The organism is Algoriphagus yeomjeoni (assembly GCF_003259505.1).
Classification (GTDB): domain Bacteria; phylum Bacteroidota; class Bacteroidia; order Cytophagales; family Cyclobacteriaceae; genus Algoriphagus; species Algoriphagus yeomjeoni.
The window spans coordinates 60,051-83,061 of sequence record NZ_QLLK01000009.1; the positions used below are offsets into that span (position 1 = coordinate 60,051).

Annotated in this window: 20 protein-coding genes and 1 tRNA gene; 10 read left to right on the plus strand and 11 right to left on the minus strand. The window is 41.0% G+C overall.

The features are described 5' to 3' along the window. Positions 1-97: 97 nt before the first annotated feature. On the plus strand, positions 98-1,705 hold the full coding sequence (locus LV83_RS15255; RefSeq protein ID WP_111612420.1) for a M14 family metallopeptidase: 1,608 nt from the start codon (positions 98-100) through the stop codon (positions 1,703-1,705). 12 nt (positions 1,706-1,717) lie between these two features. Then, positions 1,718-3,451, plus strand: coding sequence for a M14 family metallopeptidase (locus tag LV83_RS15260; protein WP_111612566.1), 1,734 nt, complete (start codon positions 1,718-1,720; stop codon positions 3,449-3,451). Between the two features lie 392 nt (positions 3,452-3,843). On the opposite strand, the gene LV83_RS15265 is transcribed toward LV83_RS15260, so the two are convergent. The 6 genes from LV83_RS15265 to LV83_RS15290 form a co-directional block, all read right to left on the minus strand. After that, positions 3,844-4,410, minus strand: a complete 567-nt coding sequence (locus tag LV83_RS15265) for a hypothetical protein (RefSeq protein ID WP_111612421.1) — start codon at positions 4,408-4,410, stop codon at positions 3,844-3,846. 585 nt (positions 4,411-4,995) lie between these two features. Then, a complete protein-coding gene (locus tag LV83_RS15270; protein WP_111612422.1) occupies positions 4,996-5,484 on the minus strand; it encodes a DUF4252 domain-containing protein in 489 nt (162 codons plus the stop codon). Positions 5,485-5,627: 143 nt separating this feature from the next. Continuing rightward, complete coding sequence (locus LV83_RS15275) at positions 5,628-6,182, minus strand: DUF4252 domain-containing protein (RefSeq protein ID WP_111612423.1); 555 nt, start codon at positions 6,180-6,182, stop codon at positions 5,628-5,630. Between the two features lie 3 nt (positions 6,183-6,185). After that, the gene (locus tag LV83_RS15280) at positions 6,186-6,617 is read right to left on the minus strand and encodes a hypothetical protein (RefSeq protein ID WP_111612424.1); all 432 of its coding nucleotides are present in this window, start codon (positions 6,615-6,617) and stop codon (positions 6,186-6,188) included. Next, positions 6,614-7,105, minus strand: coding sequence for an RNA polymerase sigma factor (locus LV83_RS15285; RefSeq protein WP_111612425.1), 492 nt, complete (start codon positions 7,103-7,105; stop codon positions 6,614-6,616). Before LV83_RS15285 ends, LV83_RS15280 begins: the two co-directional genes overlap by 4 nt. A 545-nt stretch (positions 7,106-7,650) precedes the next feature. Next, positions 7,651-7,723 (minus strand) — tRNA-Phe (locus tag LV83_RS15290). Between the two features lie 102 nt (positions 7,724-7,825). Here LV83_RS15290 and LV83_RS15295 point away from each other — a divergent pair. The 4 genes from LV83_RS15295 (at position 7,826) to LV83_RS21755 (ending at position 12,904) form a co-directional block, all read left to right on the plus strand. Then, the gene (locus LV83_RS15295; RefSeq protein ID WP_111612426.1) at positions 7,826-9,160 is read left to right on the plus strand and encodes a 4Fe-4S dicluster domain-containing protein; all 1,335 of its coding nucleotides are present in this window, start codon (positions 7,826-7,828) and stop codon (positions 9,158-9,160) included. 145 nt (positions 9,161-9,305) lie between these two features. Further along, the gene (locus tag LV83_RS15300; RefSeq protein WP_111612427.1) at positions 9,306-10,097 is read left to right on the plus strand and encodes a (Fe-S)-binding protein; all 792 of its coding nucleotides are present in this window, start codon (positions 9,306-9,308) and stop codon (positions 10,095-10,097) included. Between the two features lie 230 nt (positions 10,098-10,327). Continuing rightward, positions 10,328-10,816, plus strand: coding sequence for a hypothetical protein (locus LV83_RS15305; protein WP_111612428.1), 489 nt, complete (start codon positions 10,328-10,330; stop codon positions 10,814-10,816). Positions 10,817-10,972: 156 nt separating this feature from the next. After that, the gene (locus LV83_RS21755) at positions 10,973-12,904 is read left to right on the plus strand and encodes an OmpA family protein (protein ID WP_111612429.1); all 1,932 of its coding nucleotides are present in this window, start codon (positions 10,973-10,975) and stop codon (positions 12,902-12,904) included. A gap of 137 nt (positions 12,905-13,041) precedes the next feature. Here the strand turns inward: LV83_RS21755 and LV83_RS15315 are convergent, their stop codons facing one another. Genes LV83_RS15315 through LV83_RS15325 form a run of 3 tightly spaced genes read right to left on the minus strand, consistent with a single transcriptional unit; the run spans position 13,042 to position 15,960 of the window. Next, positions 13,042-14,031, minus strand: a complete 990-nt coding sequence (locus LV83_RS15315; protein WP_111612430.1) for a YpdA family putative bacillithiol disulfide reductase — start codon at positions 14,029-14,031, stop codon at positions 13,042-13,044. A gap of 6 nt (positions 14,032-14,037) precedes the next feature. Continuing rightward, the gene (locus LV83_RS15320) at positions 14,038-14,802 is read right to left on the minus strand and encodes an NRDE family protein (protein ID WP_111612431.1); all 765 of its coding nucleotides are present in this window, start codon (positions 14,800-14,802) and stop codon (positions 14,038-14,040) included. A 45-nt stretch (positions 14,803-14,847) separates the two neighbouring features. Continuing rightward, on the minus strand, positions 14,848-15,960 hold the full coding sequence (locus LV83_RS15325; RefSeq protein WP_111612432.1) for an alkene reductase: 1,113 nt from the start codon (positions 15,958-15,960) through the stop codon (positions 14,848-14,850). A 346-nt stretch (positions 15,961-16,306) separates the two neighbouring features. Between LV83_RS15325 and LV83_RS15330 the strand changes: the two genes are divergently transcribed. Together LV83_RS15330 and LV83_RS15335 are read left to right on the plus strand one after the other, a co-directional pair. Then, the gene (locus LV83_RS15330) at positions 16,307-16,678 is read left to right on the plus strand and encodes a BlaI/MecI/CopY family transcriptional regulator (protein ID WP_111612433.1); all 372 of its coding nucleotides are present in this window, start codon (positions 16,307-16,309) and stop codon (positions 16,676-16,678) included. Beyond that, positions 16,678-18,747 carry a M56 family metallopeptidase gene (locus LV83_RS15335; RefSeq protein WP_111612434.1) on the plus strand — a complete coding sequence of 690 codons (2,070 nt, stop codon included), beginning with the start codon at positions 16,678-16,680 and terminating at the stop codon, positions 18,745-18,747. The genes LV83_RS15330 and LV83_RS15335 overlap by 1 nt, the downstream gene beginning before the upstream one ends. A 109-nt stretch (positions 18,748-18,856) precedes the next feature. Here LV83_RS15335 and LV83_RS15340 read toward each other — a convergent pair whose 3' ends face one another. Next, complete coding sequence (locus LV83_RS15340) at positions 18,857-20,455, minus strand: ATP-dependent DNA ligase (RefSeq protein ID WP_111612435.1); 1,599 nt, start codon at positions 20,453-20,455, stop codon at positions 18,857-18,859. Beyond that, complete coding sequence (locus tag LV83_RS15345) at positions 20,452-21,477, minus strand: ligase-associated DNA damage response exonuclease (RefSeq protein WP_111612436.1); 1,026 nt, start codon at positions 21,475-21,477, stop codon at positions 20,452-20,454. The genes LV83_RS15340 and LV83_RS15345 overlap by 4 nt, the downstream gene beginning before the upstream one ends. Positions 21,478-21,845: 368 nt before the next feature. Here LV83_RS15345 and LV83_RS15350 point away from each other — a divergent pair, with 368 nt between their 5' ends. Both LV83_RS15350 and mraZ read left to right on the plus strand, forming a co-directional pair. Then, on the plus strand, positions 21,846-22,037 hold the full coding sequence (locus LV83_RS15350) for a CsbD family protein (protein WP_111612437.1): 192 nt from the start codon (positions 21,846-21,848) through the stop codon (positions 22,035-22,037). 535 nt (positions 22,038-22,572) lie between these two features. Continuing rightward, the gene (gene mraZ / locus LV83_RS15355; protein WP_111612438.1) at positions 22,573-23,007 is read left to right on the plus strand and encodes a division/cell wall cluster transcriptional repressor MraZ; all 435 of its coding nucleotides are present in this window, start codon (positions 22,573-22,575) and stop codon (positions 23,005-23,007) included. Positions 23,008-23,011: the final 4 nt, after the last annotated feature.

Below are 23,011 nucleotides of genomic sequence, written 5' to 3' on the forward strand. Positions count from 1 at the left end.
AAAAAGGAAGAGGCTTTTTGTCCCGAATTTTTAGTAAAATTTAGGGTCAATCTTTTTCGAGATTGTTGAAATCAGAGAATTAAAACCCAAACGATTTATGAAAAAAACACTACTCAGTTGGTTGCTGGTTGGGGGTATGGGATTATCAGGAGCTGCATTTGCGCAGTCGGATTATCCTACGCTTGGTCAGCTCAATCAGCGTTTGCAGCGTGTGGCTTCCAATGCCTCCGCTGAACTCACCTCACTCACCAAAACCGAAGGAGGCAAAGATATCTGGGTGCTCAAAATAGGTACTGGCAAACTGGATGAAAAACCTGCCATCGCAGTAGTAGGTGGAGTGGAAGGATATGAAGTGCTAAGCGTAGAGCTCGCCGTTCAATTTGCAGAAAAGCTAGTCTCAGATCATGCAGAGGCACTTGAAGCCACCACTTTTTACATTTTCCCAAACATGTCTCCGGATGCTTACGAGCAGTATCACGCTTCGCTAAAATATGAGCGAAAAGGAAATGCAGTTGCTATTGACCATGATAGGGATGGGATTCCAGGCGGAAGTGGTTATACCGATCTGAATGGTGATGGTCTGATCACCATGATGCGTGTAGAAGATCCAACAGGGGATTATTTAATTTCTCCAGAGGATGATCGAGTGCTTGTCAAAGCGGATAAATCAAAAGGTGAATCAGGAAAATACGCTCTTTATAAGGAATCAAAAGATGATGATAAAGACGGCGAATTTGCTGAAGACTTGAAGGAAGGAATAGCATTCAATAAGTCCTTGACTTATAAATTCCCAGTTTTTGAGCCATTGGCTGGTGATATGCCAGTGACCCAAAAAGAATCCCGAGCTTTGCTTGATTACTTGTTTGAGCAGTGGAATATTTTTGCCTTTGTTACTTTTTCTCCGGCAAATAATCTCTCTACACCGCTGAAGTACAATGCAGGAAATGCTAAAAAGAGAATTGTCACTTCTATTTTGGAAGAAGATCAGGCATTAAACACAATGATTTCTGATGTCTATAAAAAGACGGTAAAGCAGAAAGCTTACCAGCAGGATAATCAAGGTACTGATGGGGATTTCTTTCAGTGGGCATATTTCCACTTTGGTAGATTGAGCTTCGGTACTCCGGGTTATTGGGTTCCTGAATACAAAGATTCGACAGGTAAAGGCAAATCAAATGCAGAAGCCAATTACTTGGCTTGGGCAGATTCGCTGGGCATGCAAGACGTGTTTGTTCCTTGGGCGGAAATTCAACATCCGGATTTTCCGGGTAAAAAAGTAGAAATAGGAGGTATCAAACCATTCGTGATGACTACTCCTTCTTTTGATAAAGTAGAGGAAATCGCTGATCAGCACACAGATTTTATCCTGAAGCTTGCTGAGATGCAACCAAAGCTCGAGATTCATAATGTGAACTCTGAATCATTGGGCAACGGATTGACTAGAGTGACCATGGATCTTTTTAATAATTCAGCTATCCCGACACATTCTGAAATGGGAGAAAATTCCCGTTGGCTGCGCAAAGTCAGAATTGACATAGATGCCGATGCGGAGAAAATTGTCTCAGGTAATAAAATCGAATTGATGGATTCTTTGGGAGCTTATGAGAAAGCAAGTTTCAGCTGGATCATTCGTGGTTCGGGAAATGTGACTGTAAAAGCCGGCGCTTCTCATGCCGGATTCACTTCCACAACTGTAAAACTCTAAGCCATGAAAACGATGAAATCAAAAATATTACTCATTGCCGTGGCTATAGGTGCACTTAGCCTAGGAAGTTATAAAGCAGATGCGCAGGAGAAGTTTTTCCGTGCTGTGGGTACTCCCCACAACCCTAAAGTAGATATCGCTTTCAACAGGTATTATACTTATGAAGGATTGGTGGATAATATGAAAAAAATTGCGGCAGCGCATCCGAATATCGCCAAACTCGAATCGATAGGAAAATCCTATGAAGGTCGGGATATGTGGACGCTGACGATCACGGATTTTTCCACCGGAAAAGACACAGATAAGCCCGGAATGTGGATAGATGGAAATATCCACTCCAACGAAATTCAGGGAGGTGAATTCTCTCTTTATGGTGCTTGGTACCTGACGGAGATGTTTGCGGATAATGAATTTATCCAGCAGCTCTTGAAGGATAAGGTGTTTTATATCACCCCAACGATCAATCCTGATGCAAGAAATGACTTCTTTTTGGAGCCAAACACTGCCAATTCACCAAGATCTGGGATGATGATCTTGGATAATGACGGCGATGGAGTAGCTGGCGAAGATGGAATGGATGATCTAGATGGTGATGGACACATCACAATGATGATCAGAAAATCCCCAACCGGCCGATACATCAAAGATCCGCAGGATCCGCGTAAGCTGATTATGGTAGGTGCGGATAAAGTAGGTGAATACGAAATGCTGGGTCAGGAAGGTACAGATGGAGATGGGGATGGTCGTGTGAATGACGATGGCGTAGGATATTATGACCCGAACAGGGATTGGGGATGGAACTGGCAGCCTGATTACATACAGCGGGGAGCGTTGAAGTATCCATTTACACTTCCTGAGAACCGATCCATCATGGAGTTTGTCATGAAGCATCCGAATATCGCTGGAGCTCAAAGTTTCCACAATTCTGGCGGAATGATCCTAAGAGGTCCAGGTGCTGAAGAGGATGTAAGTACCTATAACCGAAATGATATCCGAATCTATGATGCGCTAGGGCAAAAAGGTGAGGAGATGATTCCTGGCTATCGATACTTGACGGTTTATAAAGATTTGTATTCTGTTTTCGGTGGTGAGCTTGATTGGTTTTATGGAGTGAGAGGAGTTTTTACCTTTTCCAATGAGCTGATGGTTCCTTACTTGTATTTCCACAAACAAGGCGGTGGACAAAATGAAATGTTCGAAGTAGATGAGTTCCTGACAATGGGAGATGCCTTTGTGATGTGGAACGAATTTGAGCATCCACAATTTGGAACAGTGGAAATCGGCGGATTTAAGAAAAACTTCGGTCGTGCTCATCCAGGGTTCTTACTCGAGCAGGATGCGCATCGAAATATTGCTTTCACTATTTACCATGGCTATCACACACCAAAACTCTCTGTGATGGATGTGAAGGAAGAAGATTTGGGTGGAGGTTTGAAATCTATTACCGCTACCATCTTCAACGAGCGCTTGATGCCTACTCACGCTAGCCAGGATCTCAAATATAATATCGAGCGACCTGACTATGTGACCATTACTGGAGCCAAAGTGCTTGCTGGTTTTGTAGTGGAAGATGAGGATTTCAATAAGCTCAAAGAGCAAAAGAACAATCCTGAGAAAATATTGGTAGATAATGTACCTGGAATGACTGGAGTAAAAGTGAAGTGGATTGTGTCTTCAGGGTCAAATTATTCCATCAATGTTGATTCGGCCAAAGGCGGAAAAGCTAGTTGGAAGAAAGAGAAATAGAGTCTCAGTGATCAGTGGCAGTAGTCAGTCAAATTGAATTTGATGAATAGTATAAAATGCGGAGCAGTGATGCTTCGCATTTTTTTTTACACCGCAATGAACACTGAGATTAACATAGAGGTCACAAGTTTATGGTAGTTGGATGCAAGTTCCCGAAGGAACATCCTATGGATAGAATATGGTGTTTATTGAACAATCTGCAGTGCCTTTAGGTACGGCTTTAGCTAACATTTATTCAATAGATATAAAATGTCCTTGTTGTGGAGAAGCAGGGTAGAAATAAGCTGTGGTCTCTGCGAAAACCTCCGTGACCACTGTGGTTAATTCCCCTTAAACAACAAAACCCCGCTCGATTGCTCAAGCGGGGTTAGTTTATATGAAGTTGGTTTAGCTTATAGGCTTGTTACGTACCCTTCGAATCCTGATGCAGTTTTCACTTTGAAGTTGATACCTGCTCCGCTTCCGTTATCAATAGTGTAGATTTTGTGTAGGCCCTGAGGATTATCGATTTTCTCTGTGTGGATCAATTTGTCACCATCATAGATCATTACTTCGATATCTTTAGCGTCTAGGTTGCTTACGAGCAATCTGTACTGATTGTCTCCCATTGGAGATACTCGAGAGAAGACAGTTGGAGCTTCTACTAAGTAATTGTTGAAAGAAGCAGTTCTCAATACGCCTGACTCGTCCATTACTTCTACAGAGTAGTTTCCTTGAGGAAGCGCTTTAAGATCATATTTCTTAGCAAATGCTTCGTTCTTAGTGATTCTGTCTCTCAAGATCAAACGATCTTCTGAATCCGTGATTTTTACGATCACAGTTCCTTGTGGTGCTTCATTGAAGGATACTGCCACTTTAGTAGTTTCAGTTTGTCTAATTAGGACAGATGTACCTTCTGATTTGGCAAACGCTCCTGCAGCGATCCCCGCTACGAAAAGCAATGTGAATAATTTTTTCATTTTAATAATTGGTTTGAATAGGTTCTAATTTTTCAAATTAACCGCCTGACGGCTGCTCCGTCTCAGGTGGGGAAATTTGGGCTGTAATTCAATTCGGTTACCGATTGGTTTGTTATTACGATTCAAAGGTACGACTGAAAACATCAATTGCAAATACCTCAATAAAAAAAGATCATTGTTAATGATATGGTAACAGATCATTGTAATTATTGCCGATTTAATAAAATGCTCCCGCAATCGATAGCGGAACTCCCTGTGTTTTGAGTTTTACCTATTTTAAAAAATATTAGTTGGCAAAATTGATTATCACAAAATATTGTAATTACGGTTCACGAGATTATCTATGGATTTCCAATGGAAATTTTGTGAAAAAAAATTAGAAATTTTTTCAAAAGGCTTTTTCAAATGGGTAGATATGAAACCGATTTGATAAAAATCAACAGTTTTTGGCTGATATTATTACCCTAATCTGACCCGTGTTGTTGGGAATTGACAAAAAAAATGGGTTTAGATATTCAATTCTAAACCCATTTTGGTCATTCTTACATAAATTGAAATGTGACTTGTCCTGATTTTCTCCCGGATTTAGTTAATTCCCTTATAATTTGTGGCTTTCGCGACCAATTCCTGGTCAAATTTACCCTTCAATTCTACTACTATCAAGTCGCCATCATCACCGCCGACAAGAACAACTAAGTCAGAAATGGTATTTCCTCCTTTGGAATACACCATCACTCCTCCTTTTTTTCCTTCAGAGGCCTCCATAAGTAAATCATAGCGCTCCCTTTCCAAGCCTTTTTGCAAGGCTTTATATTCAACCCTGCTATCATCCACATGATCGGGCAAAGTGAAAAAGTTTAGCTTTTCGATTGACTTGGCCACTGTGGCCATATCGTTCTTATCAATATCGATTTTGAAGCCTTCGGCAAAGTTCATGAAGTTACCGCCAAGTTCCATGTGGAAGAAGTCGTCTTCACCTTTGTATTTTTCATAAAGTGCTTTGACACTTTTGCTCTGCGCCTGAACGGATATCACTGCTCCAATTAATGCTAGGGTTAAGAATAGCTTTTTCATGTGTTTATTATAAAGTGTGGTTTGTAGTTAATTATTTTCGAATTGTGAAACCTACTTGCTGTCTTTCAGTTTCGCCTTACTTGATACTTGATACTTGATACTTGATACTTGATACTTGATACTTGATACTTGATACTTGATACTTATTTAACTCCTTTAGGCCCCTTTGGTCCTTTACTTCCTTTCCCATAAAGATCCATTCCTGGAATATCCGTCTTCTCAGCAAGCAAGTTTAAGTCTTCGTAGGTGAAACTTCCCAGCATCGACAGTAAGGTGAAGTCTCCTGCTTCCCCTGAGATCATCATGAGTTCTTTGACCAGTCCGCCTTCTTCGCGCACCATAAACTTCAGGCTACTGCCCTTGTCTTCGACGATCATCAGGTCTTCGTACTTATTTTTAGTAAGGGTTCCCATCGCCTCTTTATAGAAAGCCATTCCATCTACCTCGTCCGAGGAAAGAATTCGGATACCTTTTACTTTTTGAATCAAGACACCCAAATCTTCAGAGTCCTTATCGGTGCCAGCGTTGCTTTTCAGAAAACCTCCAGCCATCTGCATCATCTTAGGGCTGATATAGACTCTTGAAAAACGATCGTCATCCATGTATTTGGAGAAAAACCGCTGTATGGCATCGTCCTGTGCCTGCACCTTTATTATAAAGGCGAAGAGCAAAAGCGGAATTAGTATAAATTTCTTCATGGCTTATTTTGATATAGGATTGCCAAATAATTGGTTTGTTGTATTTAGGTATTTCATTTCATTCATCACACCCATTTCTTCTTGACCCTTGGAGAGGTTGGTTTGAATCAGGGCAAAGGCCTGCATTACCTCCATGAATGCTTCTTCCTCAGCTTGCTTTTGCTCATATACAGTCCATCCCCAAACAGAACCAACTAGGATTGCTACAGATGCAGCCCAATTCATCCAGTTTCTGGATTTGATAAGTACGGTCTTAGTTGGCTTTTTAATGGATGGTTCTTTTGCAGAAATATCCATAAGACCAGTAAACAAAGCTTTCTCCTCCTCGTACCCTTCAGCAGATTGAATTAAAAGCTTCAATTCCTGTTCTTCTGCTAAGCTTGTCTCAGCTTCCCAATACTTTTCGAGTAATTCGTCTATTCGCTGATTCTTCATTTGGTTGATTTTTGGTTGAGCATCCGCTCTCGAATGCTTTTTCTGGCTCGGTGAAGATTCACTTTCACTTGTTCCAGGCTTATCTCTAGGTGTTCAGTAATTTCCTCGTAACTCAGCCCTTCTACTTCTCTCAGGTGGAAAATTTCCTGCTGTCGCAAAGGCAAACCTTTTACAAGATTCATCACTTGGCGAATGGAATCTTTTGTGTCCTCCGATACAGTCTCTTCCATTTTGAGTTCTTCCAGTCCTTCCAGAGAGTCCAATTTTTTGGATTGCCTGAAATGCATTAAGGCTTCATTTTTCAAGCTTGTTACCAGCCATCCAATCAGATTCGGGTGACTACGAAGTTCCTCTTCCCGTTCGAAAGATTTCTCAAAGACATTCTGGAGCATATCCTCAGTGAGGGATCTATCCCTCACCCAGAGATATCCCAGCCGGTAGAGCCTGCCTCTTTGCGGCCAGATATGTGCTTCAAAAAATGACTTCATTCATTACGGTTATGCATGGAAAAGGCAAATGTTACAATTGAGGCAAAAAAAAATGAAAGTTTTTTTCTGCTGGCCTCAACATTGAATAGATCAAGATGTTACATAATATGATTATCCGCAATGATGCCAGTCACCTTAGATTCTTTGACTGGAAGACCCCTGCCCGAACTACAGGCGGGGATGACCGAAGACCGAAGCGGCCTCAAAGCTAGGCTATACCATCTATTAAGTCGCTTTTATCTATTTACTGGTAACAAAGCGGATATACATATTCCATAATATACAAACTGAAGCTAGACTAAATTTCTTCTAAATAAGAGTTGGAAATAGTATGCATGCAGACTATTTATTAATTTGCTTTCCTATTTTAGAAAAAATGATTCCCTAAATTGGAATCATCAAGTCGAATAAATGATGGATTGGGTAATTGAAACTGGGATTAATAAGGAAATGGATGAATCGAATTTTTCACGTAAATATCGAGTTGTGTCCTGTTCGGTAAAAAGTAACCGCATAAAAAAAGCCATGAATTGCTTCATGGCTTGTGGTGATAAGTGGACTCGAACCACCGACTCACGGATTTTCAGTCCGATGCTCTACCAACTGAGCTATATCACCTTGTTGTAAAGTGATGCAAAGGTAGATATTTCAGTTTTTCAAGCAAGCCATTTTAGAAAAAAATATAGATTTAAACCCAAGAAATACGCTAATAAAGTAACTATGAGCTTTTTACCGCAATTAATATTTTTGATCATTCTGGGAGCTGCAAGCTTCTTTTTGATCAAACGTGTCAAATTCCTGCGCCGAAACATCTTTTTGGGCAAATCCGAAACTAGAAATGATCAGCCGGACAAAAGATGGAAAACTATGCTGCTGGTAGCATTTGGTCAGCAGAAAATGTTCAAGAGATTTATCCCTGCTTTTCTTCACTTCTTTGTATATGTAGGATTCTTGGTGATCAATCTTGAAGTACTGGAGTTCGTCCTGGATGGAGTTTTGGGCACTCACCGGTTATTTGCGCCTTTCCTAGGAGGTGTTTATACAGCTGCGATGAACCTGTTTGAATTTCTCGCCTTCACTGTTTTGCTTTCCTGCGTGATCTTTCTGATCCGGAGAAACGTGGTCAAAGTTCCACGATTCACTAAGCCTGAAATGAAGGGTTGGCCGGCATTAGACGGCAATTTGATTCTAGTAATTGAGATTGTGCTGATGTTGGCAATTTTGACGATGAATGCTACCGATCAGATTTTGGCCGTTCGTGGAGCCGAGCATTACCTAGTGGTCGGTAACCTTTTCTTTAGTGGCATTTTGCATCCGGTCTTCACTGGCATGAGTACGGAATCTCTGATTTTCGTGGAAAGAGCCTCCTGGTGGTTTCACATCGTTGGGATTTTAGCTTTTGCTATTTATGTGACATATTCGAAGCATCTCCATATTTTCCTAGCCTTCCCAAATACTTGGTATTCCAACTTGAAACCTAAGGGAGAAATGGAAAATATGCCTGCTGTCACCAATGAGGTGAATATGATGCTTGGGATTCCTACTGATGCTCCGGCTGATCCACCTGCTGAAATAGGAAGATTTGGAGCCAAAGACATCAACGATCTAAGTTGGATTAACGTGATGAACGCTTATTCTTGCACAGAATGCGGAAGATGTACTTCAGAATGTCCAGCAAACTTGACCGGAAAGAAGCTTTCTCCTCGTAAAATTATGATGGACGTGCGTGATCGTGCAGAGGAAGTCGGGAAGAGTCTAGACGCAGGAGGGAAAGGCTTGGAAGACGGAAAGTCGCTTTTGGGAGACTACATCACCAAGGAGGAATTGAATGCTTGTACCAGCTGCAATGCTTGCGTGGAAGCTTGTCCGGTGAATATCGATCCACTAGCGATCATCTTGGATATGCGCCGCTATGTAGCCATGGAAGAGTCCGGAACGCCACAGCAGTGGAATGCGATGTTCCAAAACATGGAAACTAGCTTTGCTCCTTGGAAATTCAGCCCTCAGGATAGATTTAACTGGGCGGAGCAAGTGAAAGAGGAAGAAATAAAGTGATCAGTTACCAGTATTCAGTCTCAGAATTCACTAGGAAAGTGGACTGAATAAGTAGAGAAATTGAAATAAGGTCGAGGTTTAAGAGCAAAAGTCAATCATGAAAATGGCCTCGTAAATCCAATATCATAAATCGTAAATCCAACTTATGTCAACATATAAAGTACCAACTATGGCCGAGATGGCCGGCAAAGGAGAAAGTCCAGAAGTCTTATTCTGGGTGGGTTGTGCCGGTTCATTTGATGATAGATACAAAGCCGTAACACAGGCTTTCGTGAAAATCCTAAATAAAGTAGGAGTGAGCTTTGCCGTTCTGGGTCCTGAGGAGGCTTGTACTGGAGATCCAGCAAGACGTGCCGGAAATGAGTTTCTTTTCCAGATGCAAGCTGTCGCAAATATTCAGGTGATGAATGGCTACAATATTAAAAAGGTAGTAACTGCCTGTCCGCATTGCTTCAACACCATCAAAAACGAATACCCAGCTTTGGGTGGGAAATACGAAGTGATTCACCACTCCCAATTTCTTCAGCAACTCATAAATGAAGGAAAAGTAGCGCTGCAAGGTGGAGGAGAGTTCAAAGGAAAGAAAATTACCTTCCACGATTCCTGCTATCTAGGCAGAGCAAATAATGTCTATGAAGCTCCTAGAGATGTAATCAAGGCACTTGATGTGGAGCTGGTGGAAATGAAGCGCTGCAAGACCAAAGGTCTTTGCTGTGGAGCTGGAGGAGCTCAGATGTTCAAAGAACCAGAACCAGGCAAAAAAGATATTAACATTGAGCGCACCGAGGAAGCTCTGGCCACTGGAGCAAGTACAATAGCAGTTGGCTGTCCATTCTGCCTGACGATGATGACGGATGGTGTAAAGAACAAGGAAAAGGAAGCAGAAGTGAAAGTCTATGACCTGGCTGAGATGATTGCCAAGGATATGGGAATCTAGATTAGTAGATAAGCTGTCTTTCAGCCTGTAAGTAGTCAAAAGCATCTAAAGATTTGGATATATAAATAACTGAGGCCGCTTCAGTCATACGTCTTCCAGCCAGTAAATCAAAGAAACTATGGTCAGTGGCTTAATTGTAGATAAGCATTTACGTTTTTCAATGAATCAATTTGACCCTTTTTGCCGTTAGGTAGAAAGGGTTTTTCTTAGCCAAAGTAATAATCACTTGTATGTACGTACCATTTGAAGATATTTCAGAAGATTCGAGGGTTTGGATTTACCAGACAGCACGTCAGTTTTCTGCTCAGGAAAAAGAGTTAATCAAAGCTAGATTGTCCACATTCTGCGACGGGTGGAATACTCACGGCAATAGAATGCCTACCTCGTTTCAGATTTTGGATAATCAGATTTTGGTGCTGGCAGTGGATGAGTCTGGGTTGGGAGCTAGTGGTTGCTCGATCGATAGTTCAGTCAGAACATTGCGAGAGTTGGAGAGTGAGATTGAAAATAATATCACAGATCAAGGCAAAGTGACATTTAAATCCAACTCAGGTGAAATCAACGTAGCTTCTGCTCTAGGGATCAAGTCAAAAGTCACCTCTGGTGAGATTGATTCGCAAACCTTCGTGATCAACCCGCAGGTGAAAAGCAAAAAAGACCTGGAGAGTGTGTGGATTTTGGCAGGGAATAGTTGGCTGAACCGATACTTTCCAAATTAATTTAGTAATATTCAGAATAGATCATCAATCTCCCTTTCAGATGAAATCGAGCATGACTCAAGGATCATATACTTGGAAATTTATTTATCATGTAAGGTTCTCCAGAAACGAGTTTAAGACAGGCTGTATGGCCTATGAAAATCAAAATATAAACAGATGAAAAACCATTTTTTGTGGATTTGTCTTTTACTCCTCGTAGGAGTGAGTTCTTGCAAGAGCCTTCAGGAAAAAGGGAATGAGCAGTTTCTCTCTGGGCAATATCAGTACGCTATCAACTCTTTTTCCCAAATACTGGCAGACGACCCTGACAACAAAGAGGCAAATCAGGTCATAGCTGAGAGTTACAGACTTTCTAATCGGATTGAAGATGCTGCGCCTTATTACGAGAAGCTGGTAGAAGAGGACCCTACTTTTGAAAGCTATTACCGCTTGGGCCTAAGTTTGAAAGCTCAGGGTAAGGACGAGGAAGCTAAAGAAGCTTTCGAGAAAGCAAAGGGCTATACTCAGGATGAGACTTTTTTAGCGGAGACCCAACGCCAACTAGAAGCAATCAAATTATCTGAGGGAATCGAAGATTACTGGCCGTATCATGAGCTGTTGAACTATAAAGACTTAAATACGGCAGGACCAGATTATGCACCTGTCATTTCGGAAGATTTTATATACTTTACTTCCGGACGACAGGCCAGCGGACTTTACCCTGCTGATGGATCTCCCTATACCAAATTATTCAGAGCTAGAGCTGACGGACTTCGGGTAGATGTGAGCGGTGCTCAGGCGCTTCCCGAATTCAAAAATGAAGAGGGGTTGAATCAGGCTGCCATTGCGATCAGTCCGGATGGAAACACCATTATTTATGCCCGCGGTAATTCTACTTCAGATAAGGATCTTCCTGAAACTGCGCTTTTTGTTTCATACTTCCGAGGTGGAGGCTTTACCCAGCCGATTTGGATGCCTGTGAATGAAGATGAGTTTTGGTGGAATTCCACTCCAGCTTTCTCCGAAGATGGAGAGGAATTGTATTTTGCTTCGAACAGACCAGGAGGATATGGAGGAATTGATTTGTACAAAGCCACGAAGTTGGCAAACGGTGACTTCGGCAATCCAAAGAACCTAGGGCCTACTATTAATACGCCTGGCAATGAGCTTTTTCCTAGACCAATGGGAGATGGTAAATTCTTCTTTTCCTCGGATGGACATCCGGGCTATGGGAAACTTGATCTTTTCGTAGCCGAAAAAGATGCTTCTGGAACACAGGTAGTTAAAAACCTTGGAGAAAACTTCAACAGCAACAATGATGATTTCTCACTTTTCTTCACAGATTATCCAAAAGCTGGTTTCATTTCATCCAACCGTGAAGGCGGAATTGGAGATGATGATATTTACTTCTTTGAGGATAAAACTCCTAAGCCAAAAATCATCAATGTATTGCTGAATGTTTATACCAAGCAGCGTGTAGCAGGAGAGGATGATGCTGTTTTGGAGCAAGCTAGAGTGGTTCTTTACGATAGTTTGAATAAGCAAGCTGGGGGAGATTTTTCTAATACTAGCGGTCGCGTGAGATTTACTTTGACACCGGATTCTGACTTTACGATTATCGCTTCCAAGAGTGGATATTTCTCTAAGTCAATTCCTTATACCACTACTGGAAAGACTCCTGATATTTCTACGCTTGTACAGGATGTGACTAACATTACCTTGGATACCACGATTGTATTGGATCAGCTGGTACTTGATCGTTCCATCGTTTTGGAAAATATTTATTATGATCTGGATAAAGCGGAGATCAGGCCTGATGCTGCTGTGGAGTTGGATAAATTGGTACAAATACTTAAAGACAATCCTTCAATCACAATCGAATTGAGTTCACATACCGATGATAGATCGAGTGATGCTTATAATCAGGATTTGTCTCAACGTAGAGCTCAATCTGCTGTAGATTACATCGTCTCTCAAGGTATTTCTGCAGACAGGTTAGTTGCGAGAGGCTATGGAGAAAGTCAGTTGATTATCGAGAATGCGAGTACAGAAGAAGAGCATCAGACGAATAGAAGAACTGAGTTTAAGGTGATTGAAATTAAAGAATAGTAGATTCAAAGCAGTTTTAAAACCGGTCGTGTGACGCGAACGGTGGCTAAAAAATAAAAAGAGCCTGATCGAAGCGATTCGATCAGGCTCTTTTGTTTTAATTAGGTGCTTAGTCCAGCAGCATAGTCTAATACTTTTTACTTGATACCTCTCACTTTTGACTTCTCCACAATATCTTTCACAATCATCCCTGCATGTACCACACTGTTTTCAATAAAGAACTCTCTGGTATTGAGACCTCCACAAACCACGCCAGCAAGATAAACACCCGGTACATTTGATTCGTGCGTCTGTCCATTGTACTCAGGTTGGCATTTTTCATCTTCACTTAATTTTACACCCAATTGATTCAATAATCCGAAATTAGGTTTGTAACCAGTCATTGCTAAGACAAAGTCATTTTCTATTGTCACTTCACCTTCCGGAGTAGTAATGACAACTTCATGCTCACGGATTTCTTTGAGTGTCGATTTGGTAAAAGCTTTGATGGATCCTTCTTTGATGCGGTTTACGATGTCTGGTCGAACCCAGTACTTTACTGCCTGATCCACCTCATCTTCCAGCAAAACCATACTTACCTCAGCGCCTTTTCTCCAAGTCTCGAGTGCTGCATCTACTGCGGAATTTGCTCCTCCTACTACTACAATATTTTGGTTGATGAATGGCCAGGGCTCTTTGTAGTAATGCTTAACTTTGGGTAAATCTTCGCCCGGGATGTTCATCAGATTTGGCAAGTCGTAGAAGCCCGTAGCCATTGCTATATTCTTTGCCAGATATTCATCCTTGGACGTTTTGATATGGAAGAGCTCCTCTTTTTTCTCCAAAGTCTCAACGGGCTCATAGAGCTTGATATTTAGATTAAAGTGGGAAAATATTCTGCGATAATATTCTAACGCTTCTGTTCTAGTCGGCTTATTTCCAATTGACATAAAGGGAATATTAGCCATTTCCAATCGGTCAGAAGTGGAGAAAAAAGTCATGTTGATTGGGTAATTATAAATAGAATTAGTCAATGCGCCTTTTTCAATAATCACATAATCCAATCCTGCTTTTCCTGCTTCCACGCCGCAAGCAAGACCAATAGGTCCGCCACCGACGATGAGCAAATCATATATTTTTTCTGCCATTAGGTCTTAGGTTTGATCGAGTTGAAATTGGAAATCCGTGTCATCATATAACTCGGGATTCCATTGGTAGCTTCGTTGTTTGAGCTGCACCAGCCCAGACGTATGTTGAACCACGGCAGACGCCGAAACCGTTCCATAATTTCCTGACATTCTGATTAATTGTGCAGAAAGAGAAGTTTCCATTTCCAACGGCACTCCTGTATCAGGTAATTTCTCTTTCGGATAGGTCTCAGTTGACTTCAAAATGGATAAAAGGTCTGCGGTGGAAAAGGCAGTTTGGGTTAGTTGCTTAAGTTGAGTTTTGGCCAATTCAACTTTTGGCCAAGGATCATGTAATAAACCATTGCTAAGTCCGTAAATCCCAGGCTTCAATTCCAGAACTTCAGGTGCGTAATTACTCAAGTAAAAAAGCTTGTGTCCATCGCTCACCAGCAAATTGAAGCCGTCATAAAGGTTTTGGTTCTCTTGAATGCCTTTCAAATACTCTTCAGGAGTGATATTAGTTTCCAGCCAATCTTGGACTAGTTTGCCTCTGCTAATTTTAGGACTCCTAGGATTGCTGAAATCCCGATAGTTGGTCAGTAAAGACCATCTGCCATTTGGGTGAAAACCCATCCAAGTACCGCCACTTCTCAGGTCTTTTCCGGCATAAAAACCAGATTTCCAAAGATGGATTTTTTCGCTAGGCCGATCGAAAAACTCATCTCGATTGGCACTGATGATTAAAGGGAACTTGGGATTATTTTTCCAGGAAAAAGCTACAAGACACATGGCTAAAAATAAAGAAAAGGGCCGGAATTTCCGGCCCTAGGGTGATTATCCAACTTTTAATTCTTCAATGCTGGGGTAATCAGTGTACCCTTTTTCTCCAGGTGTGTAATACGTGTCTTTATCAGGACTAGCTAGTTCTGCATGCTCAGCAAAGCGCTCTACTAGGTCTGGATTGGAAATATATAACGTGCCAAAAGCCACGGCGTCAGCATATCCTTCTTCAATCACTTTGTTTCCTTTCTCTTGGTCAAAACCAGCATTAATGACCAAAGTTCCTTTAAATAACGGTCTGAAATGCTTGGCTATTTCACTTACTAAATATGGAATGTCTGAAACATCCGAAAATGGCTCAGATAAGTGTAAATAGGCAAGATCGTAGGAATTCAATTTTTCAACGATGTATTCAAAAGTTGGGATAGTTTCCTCATCAGCTTCCATTCCAAAAACCCCATTAAGTGATGGGTTTAATCTCAATCCGATTTTTTGCTCTGGCATCACTTCTTTTAGCGCATCAATAATTTCAAAAAGGATTTTTGCTCTATTCTCGATTGATCCCCCATATTCATCCCTTCGGGTATTACTGGTTGCATTAAAAAATTGATGTAGTAGATAGCCATTTGAACTGTGAATCTCAATTCCATCAAAACCTGCCTCCATTGCATTTTTACCAGCATTTTTAAAATCCTGAATCGTTTGCTTAATTTCTGCACGGGTCATTTCTTTCGGAGTGACAGTATCTTTAAAACCTTCCGGAGTATAGGATTTTTGATGCGGATTGATTGCGGAAGGTGCCAATGGCAATTCTCCACCATGAAAATCTGGATGCGAGATTCTTCCTACATGCCATAATTGTATGAAAATTTTTCCATCCTTATCATGCACTGCTTTTGTGACTCCTTTCCATCCTTCTACTTGTGCAGCTGAATAAATTCCAGGAGTATTAATGTAGCCTACTGCTTCTTTGGAAACTTGGGAGCCTTCCGTAATAATAAGACCAGCAGATGCTCGCTGTGCGTAATATTTCTCGTGAATATCAAAAGGTTTATTCGATGGATTATCTGCACGACTTCTAGTCATCGGGGCCATCCATACTCTATTTTTTAACTCTAGTCCACCTGCTAGTGAAATAGGTTTTAACAATGCTTGATCGTAATTCATTTCGAAAGTTGGTTTGATTTCAAAAATTCCGTGTCTATACAACTAATGTCGAGACGGTAAAGTTCATTGAAAATCCTAAATATTTGTCTCTAGGCATAAATCGTAATTCTTTCTATTATGCCTTCAAAACCTTTCCAATGAATAAAAACGAACACATTTTTGTCATAATAGCGCGTGACGATCGGGTTATTTATTTGCCTTATAATATTTCTTAAGTTTATTTAATCATGATAAAATACTGATAAACAGTTTTTTAACACTTTTTAATACGATTATTATCGTAGATATTTTGAACTTACGATTCTCTTCGTATATCTTTGCTACGAAAGTTATCGTATAAACTCCTATGAGTAAGCCTACCGAATCAGAATTAGAAATACTTTCCCTATTGTGGGAAATGAAGGAAGCCAGCGTCCGCCAGGTACATGAGCGACTTTCAGAGACAAAAGATACTGGCTATACGACTACGCTGAAGACCATGCAGAACATGCATGCCAAGCAGATGGTCAGTAGAAATGAAACCCAGCGCACACATATCTATAGTCCAGCTACGAATCAGAAGGACACTCAGAAATCGCTGCTTAAGAATTTGGTAACAACTGCTTTTGGTGGTTCTGCGCAAAAATTGGTACTCCAGGCATTGGGTGAAGAAAACCCTTCCAAAGAGGAATTAGATGAAATAAGGGCATTTTTAGACCAACTAGAAAATAAGAAATAATGGATCTTTTAAACGACTGGGTATCGGAAAGTATAGTGTATGCCATCGGCTGGACGCTAGTGCACTCACTCTGGCAACTTGTTATTTTGGGTGCTGGACTTTGGTTCATGTTGAAGGTGTTTAGCAAGAAAAGCGCCGACTTCAAGTATAATTTAGGTTTGGCGGCTTTGTGTCTTTCAGTAGTTGCAGCAGTTGGAACCTTCATTTACGAAGTTGCAAGTTTTACACCTACACCACTTTTCGAGAGAATTAATAGATCTTTTATCCCGATGCAGACTATTGAAGCTTCTTCTAGCATTGGAATGGAAGAATTTATCTACCTGGCAGTGGGATGGATTGAGCTTCAATTACCCTTGTTAGTGAATTTTTGGTTTTTGGGAGCTTTGCTCTTCCTTTTCCGTCTTTTCAATAGTCTTTCTGAAGTCCGAACGCTTAGAAAATCATCTTCAGATCCAGAGGATTTCCAGTTGGAGAAAATGCTTTATCGCCTGGTGAGCAAGATGAATATATCCAAGAACGTTGAGCTTCGATTGACGTCCTATGGAGTTTCGCCAATTACATTTGGCTATCTCAAACCTGTCATACTTATTCCTGCAGGACTTATTTTGCAGCTCACACCTGTGCAATTGGAAGCGATCATCGCCCATGAATTGGCACATGTGAAGCGGAATGATTATTTGGTAAATCTATTTCAATCAGCTCTAGAAGTGCTTTTCTTTTATCACCCTTGTTACTGGTGGATGAGTCAGACCGTCAAGGAGCTGAGGGAAAATGCAGCTGATGACTTAGCAGTTCAGGTAGGTGTAGTTCCCAAGGAGCTTGCACATAGTCTTGCTGAGGTGCTGAACTTTGCGAAGCAAAACCCACCAGAGCTAGCACTTGCTGCTGGAAAAAGAAGGAATCCAACCCTTCAAAGAATCAGAAGAATCCTGGGTCACCCGGCTCAGACCTATCCACAAAACCCTATTATTTCTATCCCTATGCTACTAACACTCTTATTAAGCGCTGGCCTGATGGCTACAGCACAACAGGACGTTTCCGTCTCTGCAGAAAAAGTTAATCCAGTCACTGTTGATGTGAATACCGAATTACAGGCAATTGCTCAAGTTGAGAATAATATAAATCTTAACGCTAATGTCAATTCAAACATCAATAATAACCTGGAGGTATCCGCTGATACTATCGTGGATAATGAAGTTAAAAAAGTTGTGATCACTGATGGGAAGCCAACTTATGTAAACTCTAAAAATCAAGTCGTAGATTATCAATACGCTAAGCCGGAGCATGTTCTGATTAAAGGAGACACCATTATTACAAAAGGTGATACAATAGTTATAAAGAAAGGTAAGAACGGCTCTTACGTATATAAGCAAAATGGTAAGACGATGGTGTTAGAAGATATGCCAGCATTGGATTTAGCCCCAATGCCTCCCTTCCCTGCTGAGACGATGGCCCCAATGATGGATTTTGCTATGGCACCTATGCCTCCAATGGATTTTGAAATGGCGCCAATGCCTGACTTTGAAATGGGCTCCATGCCAGAGATGATCTTCGAGATGGGTGATCATCCAATGATTTTTGAATTTGATGGAAAAAATGGGCCGGGCTTCTTTTTTAATGCCGACACCATCAAAAATATGACTCCAGAGCAAAAGGAAAAGTGGGCAAAGGAAATTGATAAACGTTCAATAGAGTGGGCAAGAGCAGCTGAATTGAAAGCTGCAGAATGGGAAGTTCATCAAGAAGAGTTTGAGGCTAAGATGGAAGCATGGCAAAAGGCTATGAAGCCAAAAATGGAGGAATTCGAGAAGAAGATGGAGGCATGGCAGAAAGCAAATGAACCTAAAATGAAGGAATTCGAAGCTAAGATGGAAGCGTGGCAAAAAGCTAACGAGCCAAAAATGAAGGAGTACGAGGCGAAGATGAAAGAGTGGGAGGCTAAGATGCAGCCAAAAATGGAGGAGTATCAACGTAAAATGGAAGTTTGGCAAAAGGAGAACGCCGCCAAAATCGAAGCCTACCAGAAAAAATTGGAAGAGGCATTAAAGAAAAAAGAAGATAACAAATAGAACTGACGTTCTTCTCAAGATATACCTGAAAAGGTAATTGTGTGTTGATGCTTTGAAAAAGACCTGCCCGTTGGACAGGTCTTTTTTCTTGTAGTCCTACATGAAATTTTCACTTTGGAATCAATGCCTTCAGATCTTCAAGAGTATTTGCCTCTTCGATGGTTTTGTCTTGTCGCCATCTGTGAATTCGTGGAAAGCGAACGGCTACACCACTTTTGTGGCGGTTTGAAAAAGCAATTCCCTCAAAAGCCAACTCAAATACGAGCGTAGGTGCAACGCTTCGAACAGGTCCAAATCGCTCCAAAGTGGTTTTTTTGATGATTTTATCTACTTCTGCAAACTCTTTATCTGTCAGGCCTGAATATGCCTTGGCAAAAGTTACCAGTTCCATTTCTCCAGTTTCATTGGGTTGCCAAAGACCAAAAGTATAATCAGTAAATAGATTCGTTCTCCTTCCATGGCCACGCATCGCGTAAGTAAGCACGGCATCAATCGTGAGCGGATCAGTTTTCCACTTCCACCAATCTCCTTTTTTCCGGCCGACTTGATAGGATGCAGATTTCTTCTTCAACATCAAGCCCTCACTTCTTTTGTCCCTTGACAGCTTTCGCTCGGAAGCTACTTCCTCCCAAGAGGAAAATTGCATTTGTTCTGAAATATGCAAAGCTGGATGGTTTGTTTTCATGACCAAAGTTTCCAAGATAGCCCTTCGTTCCAGATAGCTCAATGCTCTGATATCCTCGCCATTATACTCTAGAAGGTCATATGCTTTAAAAATTACGGAGACTTTTTGTAGAATACTCTTGCTAACACTTTTTCTTCCTATTCGAGTTTGAAGGTCATTAAATAGCCCGATTTGACCGTCGATGAATGCTAATATTTCCCCATCGATGACTGTGCCTTTTGGTAAGAAATTCACCAATTCTGCGATTTCAGGATACTTATCTGTAACTAATTCCTCACCTCTGGACCAAACGAAAATCTCACCTTTTCTGGAAATCACCTGGCCGCGAATGCCGTCCCACTTGTGCTCCGCTACCCAATCGGCCACATCGCCAAGTTCGTCCAAGTCATTTTCTAAGGCATAAGCCAGGTAAAATGGATAGGGTTTTGACACATATGCTTGTTCATTTCTTCCAAAAACTAGCTCCTCGAATGTCGTTGAGTCGGGACTCCAATCACCCATCATGCGATAAGCAAGTTCATCTGGTGGCACAGAAGTTACCTGAGAAAGTGCCTTGGTCATGAGCTTTTGGCTGATTCCGATTCGAAATGATCCAGTGAGGAGCTTGGTGAAAACAAATCGGGAATAATAATCCAGCTGCATCCACATACGCTGCACATATTCTTTTTTTTCTAGATCAGTTTGGGGTTTTAATAAAATCAGTTCATCCAGAATAGTGCTCAGTGATTTTTCACTTGTGTGGAAATCATTTGGTACGACTAAGGCTATAGACTCTGCCAAGTCGCCTACGATATGGTAACTTTCTTCAAAAAGCCAAAGTGGGATTTCGGCTAGTTCAGCTGCGTAAGTGCGAAGTAAAGTGGTATTTACCGGTCGTGGAGGCCTTCTATGAGATAGAATTGCCATAGTCCAGAGCTTGTCTTTCTCATTGGCTTCAGCAAAGTATGCAGCCAAAGCAGCGACTTTCTGGTTTGTCTTATTGGTTGAGTCCAGCTTTTCGATCAGTTGAGCGAATTGTTTCATGCTGATTGGATGGTTTCAGTCGTAGCAGTATCTTCTTTTTCTCCCTCATAATCAGTGTTTTCTGTGCTGGAATCATATCCGATTTCCCGAAGGTACTTGCTGAAAATATCCGTATACCCGTGTGTACAAATCACTCGAGTTGCTTCGCTTTCTTTGATGCTTTGCAATAAACCCTGCCAATCGCAGTGGTCTGATAGCACAAAGCCTTTATCCGTAGCTCTGCGTGATCTTGCTCCGCGAAAAGCCATCCAGCCACTACAGGTTCCTGTTTCGAATGGCACCATTTTCCGCATCCAAGGTGTACCATGAGCACTTGGTGGTGCTATTACCATACTTCCTTGAATTTCCTTAGATGAAGTGTCTTTGGTAATCAGATGTGTTTCTGGCAATTGTAATTGTGGGCGGAGGACTTCCGTCATATTTTCTACGGCGCCATGGGTGTAGATTTTCCCGATGGATGGATCCAAATGCTTGAGAATCCGCTGAGCTTTTCCAAGAGTATAGCCAAACAATACTGAAGTTTTTCCTTCTTCTTTGTTGCTTTTCCACCAAGCATTGATCTCTTCAAAAACGATTTCTTGGGGCTTCCATTTGAAAGCAGGAAGTCCAAATGTGCATTCAGTAATCATGGTATTGCACTTAACAAGTTCGTAGGGCGTGCAGACTCCGTCATCTTCGGTTTTGTAGTCTCCAGTAAAAACCCAGACTTCACCTTTGTATTCTACTTTTACTTGAGAAGAGCCAATAATATGTCCTGCAGGATGAAGACTAAATCTGACTCCATTAACTTGAAAAGGCTCATTCCAGCTAATTCCTTGGGCATTTATATCTCCAAGTCTATGGCGAATGATGGGGACGTTACTATGGTGTGTGAGGTATTTCTTGTGGCCATACCTAGCATGATCCGAATGTCCGTGCGTGATGATAGCCTTGTTGACAGGCCTCCATGGATCAATATAAACTTGGGCTTTTGGGCAGTAAATACCCTTAGAGTTGAAGATTAAAAGATCTGACTGCTTCATTTTCAAAGATTAATATAGCTAGCTAAAGAATAATCAAATGACCAATCGCGGGATTCAATCAAATGGGTCAGCTATGTGGCACTACACTCTTAACCAACATGACGGGAAAATGTATATGACCGTTAAGATTTAAAGAAATTCCATTCAACCTCAACTTTTTAAAATCTCTTTAATCAAATAAAAATATCCTCAATTCCCGAATGTGATTCCCCAACTTGACGAAAAAACGTTAAGTAATTTCCGGTGAATCCTTCATAAAATACCTTTAGGAGTGTTTAGGGGCTGTTTTAGGGAATAACTATTGCTTTGGCACAAGATGTGGATTTAATAGGGTAAGAAATTAATTTTTAACCTAAACGAAAAATATCATGAGTTCATTTGAAGATAAAATAAAAGGAAATTGGAACGAAATTAAAGGTAAGTTGAAGCAGGAATACGGTGAATTGACCGAGGATGACTTGATGCATGACGAAGGGAGAGCAGACGAGCTTTTAGGAAAAATCCAGCAGAAAACGGGTAAATCCAAAGAGGAAGTAAAATCCTTTATAGATAGTATCTAATTTCAAAAAATCAGGTCAATTAATAAAAGCACTCTCAGCGCGAGGGTGTTTTTTTTTGTGCATTGCCAAATGAATTTTCGGATCAAAAGGCCATAACATTTGGAAAGATTTTTTAATTCTAAAGCTTTATGAAAGTGAACTCTGTAGTTGTGGTTTTTATTAAAATTAATGCTCGAATTTTTGCACTGTGGGTTTATTCCCCACTTTACTCTTGATTTTTAGTAAATCCTGGGAAATCCCCCCACTTTTCTTTTGTTCTCACTCCCATAATAGAATAGATATTTTTTTCTAGCCAGATAAAATGGCTAAAACGCTCTGTTTTGCCTCATTTTGGGGAAGATCTAACCTCTTTCTAATCAATAGGATACAATGAAAAAAAACAGTGAATTTTTCATATAAATATTGGGATGGAATAAAGATTTGCCTACTTTTAAGTCAAAGTGGGAAATTGTGGAGGAAAGTGGTAGAAAGTGAAAGTCATTTTATTACTTTTGTCTTTACCACAAACTCATCATTCTAAAGAGTACAGGAAATTATGTTCAACAGTCAATACGATTGCAAGCTAGACCCCAAAGGGCGTTTGGTTTTGCCGGCCAAGATAAAGGCGGCAATACCGGAGGCTAATGGGAGTGCGCTTATGCTTCGCATGGCTGAAGATAGGTGCCTGGCACTTTATACCATAGTGGAATACAAAAAACTGGAGAATCAAATCAAGTCTCTGAACATCAATAACGCTGAACAGCGATTGTTGCAAAGGTCTTTTTTCAATTCAGTAACTGACGTGGAATTGGATAGCGCTGGCAGATTGCTGGTGCCAAAGCATTTTCAAATCTACGCAGGGCTAGAGAAAGACATCATGGTAGTAGGAAACGGAACTCGTATAGAGATCTGGAATACTGAAAACTACCTGAATAATATAATCAAGGATCCGGCGGACTTGTCTAGCCTGATGGAAAAGCATCTCTCTTAATCTC